The sequence below is a fragment of the Arthrobacter sp. 2RAF6 genome (assembly GCF_052115205.1).
Classification (GTDB): domain Bacteria; phylum Actinomycetota; class Actinomycetes; order Actinomycetales; family Micrococcaceae; genus Arthrobacter.
Genome location: NZ_JBFRGF010000017.1, coordinates 13199 through 25094, shown reverse-complemented (window position 1 = coordinate 25094; position 11896 = coordinate 13199). Strand labels below are relative to the sequence as shown.

Below are 11896 nucleotides of genomic sequence, written 5' to 3'. Positions count from 1 at the left end.
GGCGCACAATTGATCCGTGCGCACTTTTGGTGTGGAAGAGGAATTGCTGATCGTCGATCCCGTGACCGGCGAGCCGCTCGCCCTTGCCGACGCGCTCCTCTCGGGCCCCGCCCAGGATGGCCCCGCCCAGGATGGCCCCGAAACCGGTCCTACCCTTGAGGAGATCGACGGCCCTGATACCGGCCTAAGCCATGAGCTCAAGCTTGAGCAGATCGAAACCCAGACCCGGCCATGCCGCAGCTACGCCGAGCTCCTGCACCAGATCCGCAGGGCGCGGGGCCTCGCGAGCCACGCGGCCCGGCGCCACGGCGCCAGGATCGCCGCGTTGGCCACCTCACCGGTGGACGCCGCTTTGCACACTACTCCGGATCCCCGGTACGCCATCATGCTCGAACGCTTCGGCATCACGGCGCACGAACAGCTCACGTGCGGATTCCACGTACACACTTCGATCGAGTCCCCCGAGGAAGGCGTGATGGTCCTGGACCGCATCCGGGACAAGCTCGCTGTCTTCACCGCCATCAGCGCCAATTCGCCCTACTGGCGCGGCCTGGCTACGGGTTTTGAGAGCTACCGGACGCAGGCGTGGAACCGCTGGCCCTCGTCGGGGCCATCAGCCATCTTCGGTTCCTTGGCAGCGTACCGGCGGGTTGTCAGGAGGCTCATCGAAACGGGAGTGTTGCTGGACGAGGGGATGGTTTACTTCGACGCCAGGCTGTCCCGGCACGTTCCCACGGTGGAGGTCCGGGTGGCCGATGTCTGCCTACGGGCCGAGGATGCGGCGCTCATCGCGGTGCTCGTCAGGGCCTTGGTTGAAACTTCCGTTCGTGAGTACCATGCCGGAATAGAGCCGGCCGCCGTGCCCACGGCCCTTTTGCGGATGGCGTCCTGGCAGGCAAGCAATTTTGGACTGCGCACCGAACTGCTGGACTTTGGAACGTTCCGCCCGGAGCCCGCCGCGGACGTCGTCTGGTCGTTGGTGGAGTATCTGGAGCCCGTGCTCGCCGAACAAGGTGAATTCGACTTGGTCCAAACCGGTGTGGCAGCCATCCTAGGCCGTGGCAACGGCGCTATCGAACAGCGTGGTGTTGCCGAGCGCTGGAGCGAGAGCAACGGGGGCGCGCCCGACGCCGCCGGGTTGGCCGCCGTCGTCGAGCACGCCGTTCAGATCACGATGCGCTCGGAGAAGGACGAGAGCGACACCAAGCCGCTGCCCGTCCTCACCTGGGTGCGCCAGGACTGGCGCGAAGCGCCGGGCTAACCGCCTAGACCTGCTTGAGGGCCCGCTCCAGGTCCCCGATGAGGTCGTCCACATCCTCCAGCCCCACCGAAAGCCGCACGACGCCGTCGCTCAGGCCAATGGCCGCGCGGCCTTCCGGACCCATGGCGCGGTGCGTGGTGGTGGCGGGGTGGGTGATGAGGGACTTGGAGTCGCCCAGGTTGTTCGAGATGTCGATGACGGCGAGCCCGTCCAGCAGTGCGAAGGCGGCCTCTTTTGCCGATCGCCCCGCAGAGGGGAGCAGCTCAATGGTGAGCACGGTTCCGCCGGCCTTCATTTGCTTTGCGGCGAGCTCGTACTGCGGGTGCGACTTCAGCAGGGGGTACTTGACCCAGCTGATGGCCGGCTGTTCCTCAAGCCATTCGGCGATCCGCAACGCAGACGCCGAGGAGTGGTTGACGCGCAGCGCCATGGTCTCCAGGCCTTTGGTCAGGACCCAGGCGTTGAACGCGGAAAGCGAGGGTCCGGTGTGCCGCATGAGCTGCTTGACGGGACCGTCGATGAACTCCTTGGTACCCAGGATTGCTCCGCCCAGGACCCGGCCTTGGCCATCGATGTGCTTGGTGCCCGAGTAGACGATCACGTCTGCGCCGAGATCGCCGCAGCGCTGCAGCAGGGGAGTGGCAAAGACGTTGTCGACGACGACGGTGGCGCCGGCCGCGTGCGCAAGCTCGCTCACCGCGGCGATGTCCACGATTTCCTGCATGGGGTTCGACGGCGACTCGAAGAACACTGCCGTTGTCGGCTCGGACAGCGCGGCACGCCATTGGTCCAGGTCAGGCCCGTCGACGAAGACGGTCTCGACGCCCCAGCGCGGCAGGATCTCGTTGAGGATGACGAAACAGGAGCCGAAGAGCGAGCGGGCGGCAACCACGCGGTCACCGGCAGCCAGCAATGCACCGAGGGCGGTGAAGACAGCAGACATGCCCGACGCCGTCGCGAAGCACGCTTCGGTGCCTTCGAGCAGTCGGAGCCGCTCCTGGAAGGTGGCTACGGAGGGGTTGCCGTAACGGGAGTAGACAAAGCGTTCGTCCTCGCCCGTGAACGCGCGCTCCGCGGCTGCGGCGGATTCGTAGACGAAGCCGGAGTTCAGGAAGACGGCCTCGGACGTTTCTTGGAAGTTGGTGCGGTCAAGACCGCCGCGGACTGCCTGGGTGCCAGGGCTCCAGCCGGCGGCGTCAGGATTGAAAGTCACTTAGATGTTCCCCAGGTTCGTCGGAAGTCCACGGTTTTTCCAGCCGTTCACGGTTCGCTCACCGTAGCGGTCCGGCTCGCCCTCAAAGCCCTCAAGGACGTTGTACGAGGTGTAGCCAGCCTGCGTTGCGGCGATGGCGGCAGCGATGGAACGCTGGCCGGAGCGGCAGAGGAAGACCAGCTCGGTGCCATCTGCTTCCGGAGCCTGCTGCTTCAGATCGTCGATGAAGCGTGAGTTGGGGATCCCGCCGGCAAGGTTCCACTGGATGAACAGGGGATCGTTTTCGGTGGCTTTGGTGTCCGGGATGCCAATGTGTGCCCACTCGCCTTCGGTACGGACGTCCACCAGGATGGCGCCCTGCTCCAGTTTGGCCCAGGCGTCGTGCGGGCTGAGGTCGCCTGCATAGCTCATGCGTGGCCCTCGCCGTCGAACTCTTCGTCAAGCTGATCCACGGCATTGGCAACTGCTGCGTCAGCGCTGGCGATCGCCGCGGGCAGGACAATGGCCTGCGCCACAATCACGTCGCTGCCGTTGAAGGTCGCGGCCGGGCTGCCGTGCAGCACGTATCCCTCCGCGAGGGCGGTGGAGATCCGCTCGCAGAATTCCTTGGTGTCAGGGCCCGTGATGAGACGGTAGGAGAGTTTTTCTTCGGTGGGTTCAGGCATTGGTGCTCCTCAGTCACGCTTGCAGTTCGAAAGTGTCGATACGCCGAGTAGTCACCTGAGGCACCCCGCCGGAGAGAGGGTTGCCGACCAGCAAGTCAGGGCTTCGCGCTGGTGCTCATTACTCAAGAAGAAAATAACATCCACGACGGCGGCCCGCATCACCGGCCGTCGTCATGTTCCGTAACCGGGCGGCAGCCGGCCCTAGGCTTCGGTTTCATTGGGCAACGGTTCCAGGCTTGCCTGGATCCGCGGTGGAACGGCGTCAAAGCGTGACGCTACTCCCGTTGGGGAGTGATGAAAGGTGGAACCTTGATGCTTCCGGATTTCCAGCAGCTCGTGGACGGATATCCCGGTGGCCGTGGCGAGTGCATGCAGCGAGAGGCTGTTGTGATGAGCCAAGGCAAAAACCACACCCGACAGGGCTTCGAAACCTTCTGTCTCGTAGATTTCCTTCACCAGGTTGGACATACCGTTCGCATCATCGATTGATCCCGCTGACGCACCAGTCGCCATGGCCGTCAGAGACCATGCAGCAGAGTCGGGGCTGATGTAGATGCTCATGTCGATACCCTACGGACTCAGTGCCGCTTGGGGAATGGGCGATACGTTTATCTTTATGGCAGCACTCACCGACCTTGACCGTCAGCTCCTCTCCGCCCTCCGGGAGGATGGCCGAGCGTCTGTGGCGAGCCTCGCGCGTAAGCTGGGCATCGCTCGGGCCACCGTGAATAGCCGGCTCGAGCGTCTTGTCTCCTCTGGAACCATCGTTGGTTTCACTGCGAGGGTGCGCGACGAGGTCGATCCACTTGCGATTAGGGCCATTGCGCTCATGGCCGTAGAGGGAAGATCGGCCGACAAGGTCATTCGCCAGCTCAGGGGACTTCCCGAGATTTGGGCGCTGCACACCACCAACGGCGGATGGGACCTCGTGGCTGAGCTGCGCGCGGAAAGCCTCAGCGACTTTGATCAGGTACTCGGGAGGATCCGCGGCATCGAGGGGATCGTCAATAGCGAGACGAGCCTTTTGCTCAGTTCCGTCCTGCGATAGTCGCCGCATGACGGACGCTTCCCGCTTGAACATTATGTAAAAAGAGTATCGTCATTTTGTACATGTTTTCAATGAAAAGTACATACTTTGGCAATTGTGTATGCATATCGCCGCTCCGTAGCCTCGTAGCAACAGTACTTATGAGGGAAAGGAGCGCACATGACGCGCTTTGTCGATGTCCGCAATATGGTTCGCTGGACGGCCGGGCGGGGCCCGGAGACCATCATCTCCGAGATGATTCAATACTTGGAAGACGACTTCCTGCGGTGGGAATCTTTTGACAAGACCCCGCGGGTGGCAAGTCACACGCCATTTGGGGTCATCGAGCTGATGCCCACCAGCGACCAGGAAACATACGGCTTCAAGTATGTAAATGGACACCCTTCGAATCCAGCGCGTGGCTTCCAGACCGTGACAGCTTTCGGTGTCCTGTCCGACGTCCACAACGGCTATCCGACGTTCCTCGCAGAAATGACAGTGCTGACAGCGCTGCGAACGGCGGCTACGTCCGGGATGGTCGCGAAGAAACTCGCGCGCCCCGATGTCCGCACCATGGGGATGATCGGGACCGGAACCCAATCGGAGTTTCAGGCCCTGGCCTTCCGGGCGGCCCTGGGTATTAACACCGTCAGGATCTGGGACTCGGATCCTGCTGCGATGGAGAAGTTCGTCCGCAACATGGCTCCGCTCGGCTTCGACATCACCATCGCAGGCTCGGCGGCCCACGCAGTGGAGGGCGCCGACGTCGTCACCACGTGCACGGCGGACAAGGCCAATGCCGCCATCCTGACGGCAGACCAGGTCTCGCCCGGTGTTCACATCAACGCGATCGGTGGCGATTGCCCGGGGAAGACCGAACTCGACGCTGCCATCCTGGGCCTCGGCGACGTCTTTGTGGAATACGACCCCCAGACGCGGATTGAGGGCGAGATCCAGCAAATGCCCGCCGATTTTCCCGTCACCGAATTCTGGCAGGTCCTGGGCGGGCACGCGCCGGGCCGGACCTCCAGGGACCAGATCACCATATTTGATTCCGTGGGCTTCGCGATCGAGGACTTTTCCGCCTTGCGGTATCTCCGCGACGCCGTTGAGGGTTCAGAATTCTTCGAGGAGATCGACCTTGTCGCAAACCCCGACGACCCCAAGGACCTCTTCGGCCTGGTGCGGGCACTTTCTCCCATCGGATCCTGAGAAACCCCCAACTGACTCGCAGTTGTTGTCGTAAACAGGCCGTTAAACGACAACAACTGCGAGTCAGACGGGCAAGAAGCCTGGTGCGCCGGCCCCAGAACCGGCGCACCAGACGTTTTTATCCGGGCATCCCGCCTACCCCGGCTGACCCCGGCTACTCCGCCGCCAGGCGCAGGATCAGCTCGGCATGCACGGGGAACCTCACAACGAGCGACTCGATGTCCCGTGCCGTTGGTTTCGCGGAGTCCGATCTCTCGTATCCCGGTGAGAGGCTGCAGCTGACCAAGGCGAACCCCGGACCGGCCAACTCGGCACCGAACCAGGTGTAGTTCGGGGCAACTCCTTGCAACGTCTCGCCTGCTTCCGGATCCGGCCCCAACAAGACCTCGGAATAGCCAAAGTCCTGAAGTCCAAGCTCCCGGGAGAAGACATGCAGCCTGATCGGTGTCCCCAGGTGGAAGAACCATAGTTCGTCCTGCTTGAGGGCGTGCAACTGGAGAACCTCCCCCGCCTGCAGCAGGTACCAGTTGGAACTGTAGAGCGGATGGTCGACGCCGAAGCGCGGAGGCAACGCCGAACCGGCGATATCCTCGTTGCTCACGAGCGCGGGCGCGAACCAGCCGCCCACGCTAGCGGGGGACATGTCCAGCTGTTTGATCCAATCCTCAGCGAATCCAGTCATGTGACCGGATCCTTCAGTGAGAAGCAGACGGTGATCCCGATGATTTCCTTGCTGCCCAGGGCACGCAACAACCCTTTTTGGGTCACGATGTCCACGTTTACCATGCCGCCCTCCTTGCTGGGGACGGCGATGGATTCGTGGAAGTTGAGCAGCGGCTTTCCGCTCGCCATCACTTCTTTGTCGTGGGCAACGTGTTCAGCGCGCGAGTCCTGGTGCCCGATCAGCTCCGACTTGCTCATGCCCACCAGGTCCGCGAAGTTCTGGTTGACCCACAGAAAGACTGAATTCGCGTCCTTCACCACCCAGTACACGCCGTCCTGCCGGTCCAGCACATCGGCGACGCTCATAGGCGGAACTGTGGGAAGGAGCGCCGGGTCCAGCGCAGGGGCGACGGTCACGGCGCTGCCGCCGCTCCGCCGTCGGCCTCCAGTCTTTCGGCGAGGTCCTGCGCCAGGGCCACCATCGTCATGGTCGGGTTCCAGGACCCGCCGGTGGGCCAGAGGCTGCCGCCGGTGACAAAGACGTTCTGCACTCCGTTGAGACGATAGTCGAGCCCGACGACGGCGTCCTCCTCCTCGCCGATCGGCAGGCTCGAGCTTTCGTGGACCAAGCCCGGTACGCGGCGCTCCGGGATGGCTGGACGCCCGGCGCCCCATGTTCCGGCGTCGGGATCTCCGTGCCAGTACTCGACGCGATCCGCGCCGGCGGGGGACAGGACCCGCTCCAGCATCTGGAAGGTTCCCTCGTCCATGGTGTCCCACGTGTCGTCGTCGGTGGCGCTGGCCAACACCTGCAAGGTGACGTTGCAGGTGGGGTCCGCCCCGCCGGAAAGCCGCAAATGGTTCTCCGGGTTGCTTTCGTCCAGCTCGCCGAGGACGGCACAGACGAACACCAAGTAGTCCTCCGAGGACCGAAGCTGCGCGAGCGAAGCCGTGGCGACGACGTCGGGGGCGTAACGTTCGGACTTCTGGGCATTCTTGTCCGGGCAACGGTCCGAGAGGACCGAAAGCTGCACGTGGTACTGCATGCCGGCCGGGCTCTTGCCCGCCAAATAGATGGCCGCCAGTTCCAGCTCGCCGAGTTGCTCGCTGAAATCAAAATCCCCGCGGGGAACCCGGGCCACCACCGAGGTGATGAAATGGGCGCTGAAGTGTCCACCGGCGCCCTGGACCTGCGGGAAGGAATTCAGGACCAGGGTTGCCGGCGGAAGAGTGCCCATGGCCAGGACCAGGTTGGCGTTGCCGACGTTAACCACTCCGCGGTTGGTGTTCAACGCCGTCGCCCGTCCGTCCTGCTGGAGCACACTCAGCACGGTGCAGTCCGTGACCATGCGAAGAGCGGCGCCCTTGCCTTGGGCCTCAAGTGCAGCTTGCCTGTCCGTCAGTTCCAGGAGGACCGCCGGCGTCGAGAACTTCGCGAAGTCCACGCCCGACGTCGCGCCGGTTGCCGCGGCGAGCGGAGCCGGCATGCTGCGGGTGGCGGAATCGATCTTGTGCAGGCCGGCCTCAAGCCGTTCCTGGAGGGCTTTCTGCATGATTCCGTAGACGGGGCGGGTGTCGTTGATGAGATCGACGACGTCGGCCGACCGTCCGGCGTCGATCTGGTCCGCCGAAACCACGTTGAGCAGGTCTTCCGCCGACGTGAAGTGCGACTTGGCGGCGTCCATCACTGCCCGTGGCCAGCCTCGCATCTCATCTTCCTCGGGGCGGGGGCACCACGCGCTCCACATGATGCTGCGTCCGCCGTAGAAAGGGACCATGCCGTGCTGCCAGGAAATCCTGCCCGGCGGCTGGGTGGCTGTGGCAGCCGCCAAGGTCCAGGGGAAGGTCTCAGAGAGGCCTCCCAGGGTCTCCTTGTAGGGCAGCGGCAGGTTTTGGAAATGCTGTGGCAAGAAAAACGGACCCCGTTCAATGATCAGGATCCGTGCGTGCGGGTTGACCGTCAGTGTCCGTTCAGCAAAGGCGTAGGCGCAGAAACCGCTGCCGATGACGATGTGGTCGAATTGTTCTTCTTCGCGGACTTTTTTCCATTCCCCCTCGGAGAGGAAGAAAACATGATCCATGACCTTCTGGGGCGAGGGATCCTGGGGTCCGGGCGTGGGAAAACCGTGATTGAAATTCTGGGACGAAGAAACTGCACTCACAATGATGCCCTCCATCAACTTGCTGATTCCACGGCACCGTGAAACCAGGTGCCCACTGGGCCGAGATGCAGATCACCCTTCCCCAGCAGAGTTCACGGGACTAGTTAACTACCGCAGACATGGCGGCACAATAGAGTTCGGCAAGCGAAATTTGCCGGCCCGCTGTCCTCCGGCAGGTAGGCCGCGGCTATTGAAGGTGTCCCGGTTCCGCTGGGGGCCCAGGTGGCCGATGCGGCGGGGCCGGGCCGGGGTGCGGGGGCTGGGGTACATGTTTGTGCAGGTGCGGCGGATGCGGGGGGCCGCCGTGCAGGTGCGGCGGATGCGGGAGTGGATGTGGCCGTGGGAGAGGCTGAGACTCTTCCGGTGCGGTCTCCTCGGTCACGAGCCCGTAATAGCTGTAGAGTTCCTGTTCCTGCGTCTCCGTGATCAGGCCGCGGTCGCTCTCGATGCGCGGGCCGTTCTTCACTTTGTCCTTGGCGAAGGCCACCCTGATCACCGAATTCTCAAGGCTGGCTCCGGAAAGCGGGGCGAAAGACTCGGACATGCCGAACAAGCCGGTCCGCACGGTGACAAAGACGGGATCCCCGGAATCACCGCTGGTGAAGACCTGCTCCACTGAGCCGATTTTCTCCCCGGCGGCGTCCACGACAATCCCTCCGTTGAGGACGATGTTGTCGATGTCCTGCAGGCTGAGCATGGGGCGCATCCTTCTCGTATCGGGGTTCCGGCCGTGCCGGCCAAGCTGTTCTACATTCTGTCCTGATTCTTCGCGCCCGGCGATAGGCGCAGGCGCGTGCCGGACGCACTCACTGGCCGGTGGCCGCCAGCACCGCCACCGCCGCAAATACCGTCAGAGGCGCAACAATCAGTCCGAAGATCGCGTAGCCCTTCCACGTAATCAGCACATTCATGCGCATCAGCCGGTCGTGCCACAGCAAGGTGGCGAGGGACGCCCAGGGAGTGATGATCGGGCCCGCATTGACTCCGATCAGCAACGCCGCCATCCGCACAGGCGTCCCCGCGAGCGGTTCTGCGAGCAGGTATGCAGGCAAATTGTTGAGCACATTGGAACCGGCGGCGCCCGCTGCAGCGAGCCGAACCAGGTCCAGGAAGCCCTGGCCTTGTCCGGCCAGATGACTCAACAACACAGGAGCTCCCAGGTGCCTGGCGGCCTCCATCACCAGAAAGAGGCCGGAAGCGAACAGCAACAAGGACCAAGGAATCAGCGACACCGTGAGCACCCGCGGGCGCCGGAACGCGAACACCGCGCCCAGCACAACAGCCCCGGCCAGGGCCGGGATCCACACGGGGACGCCGGATACCAAGGCAGGCAGCAGCAACGCCAGCACCACAGCGCTGCACCCGAGAAGAACCCGGTCCGCCGCAGGCCGGGAATCCGCGGCTGCTGGTTGATCTGGCCTGATCCGCCCGACCGGGATCCGTGAATAGCGGTTGCGCAGATCCCGCCGGAAGACGATGGCGATGAACAGCAACGGTACGACGACGGCCGCGAGGGAGGGAGCCCACATCAGGCCAGCAAACCCGCCCGGAGTAATACCGCCAAGGCTGTGCTGGGCCAGAAGGTTGGTCAGATTGGAAATGGGCAGCAGCAAGCTTGCCGTGTTGGCCAGCCACACCGTCGTCAGGGCGAAGGGCAGGGCCGGCAGCCCGGCTTGCCGCGTCACACTGACCACCACCGGAGTCAGTAGCACTGCTGTTGTGTCCAAGGAAAGGAAAACGGTACTCAGCGTTGCGAAGACCGCCAGGAGCAGCCACAAGAGAATGCTGTATCCGCGGCCCCAATAACGGAGCCGACGGGCAGTCCAAAGGAAGACCCCGGCCTCACTGCACAGCTCAGTCACAACGGTCATCGCGACGACGAACAGCAGAATCGGAGCCACCCGATCCACGAGTGCCATCAGGTCGGTGAAAGGCAGGGCGCCTGTGGCGATCGCCACGGCACCCGCCCCAAGCAGAACCGCTCCAATAATCGCCAGACGCATGAACGGATTCTATTCCCGGCCACTCGATCCTCAGACCCAGGACAGCGATCATCGCCACGCTAAGCTCGGATCACGTCCATACTGACTGAATCCCTGCTTGACGGAAAACATAGGTGCAACAGTGACGCTTGCCGAGGACATCTTCAACCAGCCAATTCGGATCCAATTCGAGGCATTCATCGACGAGCACCGGCGCGCGCTCAATGACTGTTTGAACGGGTTGACGGAGGAACAGGCGCGCCGGTCCTTGGTCCCGTCCCGGACCACCCTGCTGGGCCTCGTAAAACATGCGACCTTCGTCGAGAAGGTCTGGTTCGACGAAGCCATCACGTGCCGTTCGCGCGCGGAGATCGGCATCCCTGCGACGCCGGATGAGTCTTTTATCCTCGATGACGGCGACACTATCGCCACGATCCAGCAAGCACACCGTGAGGCATGCGAAGCATCGCGCCAGGCGACATCGTCCTTGGGGCTCGACGACATGCTCATCGGCAACCGACGCGGTCCGCTCCCGCTGCGCTGGGTTTACCTCCACATGCTCCGGGAGCTTGCGCAACACTGCGGGCACGCAGACATCCTGCGCGAGCAGATCACCGCACCCAACTAGCTCGCAGTAGATGTCGTTAAGGGCGCTCAAACGACATCTACTGCGGGGGCCCACGCCGGCGAGGCCCCCTGCCTGAGCTTGCGAAGGCTGGGAGCCGGTGGGGATTACTTGGGCAGGCGGAGGCAGCAGTCGCGAAAACCCTATTCGATTCCCGCGAACAGCTCGTTGAGCTCGGCTGTCAGCTGTTTGCGCATCGCCGGGGTGCCGATCTCCCTGCCGTCCACATGGTTGACGGGCGCGATGAGCCGGATGCTCGAGATCAGCCACACCGCGTCCGCGTCGAACAGGTCTTCCGGGACCAGCGGGCCGTAGCCGAGTTCCCATCCCGCTGCTTTTGCCTTGGTGAAAAGCGCGTCCTGGGACGTTCCCGGCAGGATCCCGCTGTCCAGTTGCGGAGTGATGAGGCGCTTGACGGTGCGCACCGGGCCGGCGCCGTCGTCGATCGTTTCAATGTGAGCGAGCAACACCGTCGACGTCGGACCCTCGAGGACACGGCCGTCTGTCGAGGTGAAGATGGCGTCGTCCGCGCCTTGCTTATGTGCGTAGCGCAGGGCGGCCATGTTCACGGCGTAGGAGAGAGTCTTGGCGCCGAGCAGCAGCCAGGGGGCGCGGTCGCCCGCCTCGGTGTCGAAGCCACGGTCAAGGAGTACGACGTCGATGCCCGTCTCGCGCTGCCGGCGACTGCCCGCGGGGGACGGCGAAGCCTGGATCCAGCACGTGGGAGTCGACGCGCCTTCCACTCCGCGCGTCACGAGAAGCTTGACGACTACCTCGTCCTCGGCTGGGCTTGGCGCGGGGAAGGCGTCGCGGAATTCGGTGATCGCGGTGTCGATGGCACGGCGCCAGACGTCCTGCCCGGGAATGTTGAGGTCCAGTGCACGGGCTGAGCTCTCAAGCCTGTTCAGGTGCGCTTGCACCTTGCGCGCACGGCCCTCGACGGCGAGCAGCGACTCGAAGACGCCATCGCCCCGGGTGGCGCCCAGGTCGGTTGCCATGAGCTGCGGCTGGCTGGAATCGGCGACACGGCCGTTTTCGAACGCTGGATCCAGGAAAACGAGGACCGTCGAGGCAGGTAAAGTCATG

At 63.6% G+C, this 11896-nt stretch carries 14 protein-coding genes and 1 riboswitch; of the genes, 4 read left to right on the top strand and 10 right to left on the bottom strand.

Features of this window, described 5'->3' with window-relative positions; all coding sequences use genetic code 11:
• Positions 1-16: 16 nt before the first annotated feature.
• Positions 17-1261: a glutamate--cysteine ligase 2 gene (locus AB4Z38_RS13505; RefSeq protein ID WP_441430190.1), complete on the top strand. Its 1245-nt coding sequence runs from the start codon at positions 17-19 to the stop codon at positions 1259-1261.
• Between the two features lie 4 nt (positions 1262-1265).
• Here the strand turns inward: AB4Z38_RS13505 and AB4Z38_RS13500 are convergent, their stop codons facing one another.
• The 4 genes from AB4Z38_RS13500 to AB4Z38_RS13485 all read right to left on the bottom strand — a co-directional run bounded on the left by AB4Z38_RS13500 (position 1266) and on the right by AB4Z38_RS13485 (position 3700).
• Positions 1266-2474, bottom strand: a complete 1209-nt coding sequence (locus AB4Z38_RS13500) for an O-succinylhomoserine sulfhydrylase (protein ID WP_441430189.1) — start codon at positions 2472-2474, stop codon at positions 1266-1268.
• Positions 2475-2885 (bottom strand): rhodanese-like domain-containing protein, encoded by a 411-nt coding sequence (locus AB4Z38_RS13495; RefSeq protein WP_441430188.1) that lies wholly within the window; start codon positions 2883-2885, stop codon positions 2475-2477.
• On the bottom strand, positions 2882-3139 hold the full coding sequence (locus tag AB4Z38_RS13490; protein ID WP_284983558.1) for a DUF1737 domain-containing protein: 258 nt from the start codon (positions 3137-3139) through the stop codon (positions 2882-2884). The genes AB4Z38_RS13495 and AB4Z38_RS13490 overlap by 4 nt, the downstream gene beginning before the upstream one ends.
• A 10-nt stretch (positions 3140-3149) precedes the next feature.
• Positions 3150-3262, bottom strand: a riboswitch (SAM riboswitch).
• A 78-nt stretch (positions 3263-3340) separates the two neighbouring features.
• On the bottom strand, positions 3341-3700 hold the full coding sequence (locus tag AB4Z38_RS13485) for a hypothetical protein (RefSeq protein ID WP_441430187.1): 360 nt from the start codon (positions 3698-3700) through the stop codon (positions 3341-3343).
• On the opposite strand from AB4Z38_RS13485, the gene AB4Z38_RS13480 reads away from it, so the two are divergent.
• Together AB4Z38_RS13480 and AB4Z38_RS13475 are read left to right on the top strand one after the other, a co-directional pair.
• Positions 3699-4187 (top strand): Lrp/AsnC family transcriptional regulator, encoded by a 489-nt coding sequence (locus tag AB4Z38_RS13480; protein WP_441430186.1) that lies wholly within the window; start codon positions 3699-3701, stop codon positions 4185-4187. The genes AB4Z38_RS13485 and AB4Z38_RS13480 overlap by 2 nt on opposite strands.
• Before the next feature lie 159 nt (positions 4188-4346).
• Positions 4347-5378, top strand: a complete 1032-nt coding sequence (locus AB4Z38_RS13475) for an ornithine cyclodeaminase (protein ID WP_441430185.1) — start codon at positions 4347-4349, stop codon at positions 5376-5378.
• Positions 5379-5532: 154 nt separating this feature from the next.
• Here AB4Z38_RS13475 and AB4Z38_RS13470 read toward each other — a convergent pair whose 3' ends face one another.
• From AB4Z38_RS13470 to AB4Z38_RS13450, 5 genes are all read right to left on the bottom strand, one after another.
• The gene (locus AB4Z38_RS13470) at positions 5533-6060 is read right to left on the bottom strand and encodes a cupin domain-containing protein (protein ID WP_441430184.1); all 528 of its coding nucleotides are present in this window, start codon (positions 6058-6060) and stop codon (positions 5533-5535) included.
• Positions 6057-6458 carry a PAS domain-containing protein gene (locus AB4Z38_RS13465; protein ID WP_441430183.1) on the bottom strand — a complete coding sequence of 134 codons (402 nt, stop codon included), beginning with the start codon at positions 6456-6458 and terminating at the stop codon, positions 6057-6059. The genes AB4Z38_RS13470 and AB4Z38_RS13465 overlap by 4 nt, the downstream gene beginning before the upstream one ends.
• Positions 6455-8203, bottom strand: a complete 1749-nt coding sequence (locus AB4Z38_RS13460; protein ID WP_441430182.1) for a GMC oxidoreductase — start codon at positions 8201-8203, stop codon at positions 6455-6457. Before AB4Z38_RS13460 ends, AB4Z38_RS13465 begins: the two co-directional genes overlap by 4 nt.
• A gap of 187 nt (positions 8204-8390) precedes the next feature.
• The gene (locus AB4Z38_RS13455) at positions 8391-8900 is read right to left on the bottom strand and encodes a PRC-barrel domain-containing protein (RefSeq protein ID WP_441430181.1); all 510 of its coding nucleotides are present in this window, start codon (positions 8898-8900) and stop codon (positions 8391-8393) included.
• Positions 8901-9009: 109 nt separating this feature from the next.
• Positions 9010-10206, bottom strand: a complete 1197-nt coding sequence (locus tag AB4Z38_RS13450; RefSeq protein WP_441430180.1) for an SLC13 family permease — start codon at positions 10204-10206, stop codon at positions 9010-9012.
• Positions 10207-10303: 97 nt separating this feature from the next.
• Between AB4Z38_RS13450 and AB4Z38_RS13445 the strand changes: the two genes are divergently transcribed.
• Complete coding sequence (locus AB4Z38_RS13445) at positions 10304-10813, top strand: DinB family protein (RefSeq protein ID WP_441430179.1); 510 nt, start codon at positions 10304-10306, stop codon at positions 10811-10813.
• A 140-nt stretch (positions 10814-10953) separates the two neighbouring features.
• Here the strand turns inward: AB4Z38_RS13445 and AB4Z38_RS13440 are convergent, their stop codons facing one another.
• The gene (locus AB4Z38_RS13440) at positions 10954-11895 is read right to left on the bottom strand and encodes an aminodeoxychorismate lyase (RefSeq protein WP_441430178.1); all 942 of its coding nucleotides are present in this window, start codon (positions 11893-11895) and stop codon (positions 10954-10956) included.
• Position 11896: the final 1 nt, after the last annotated feature.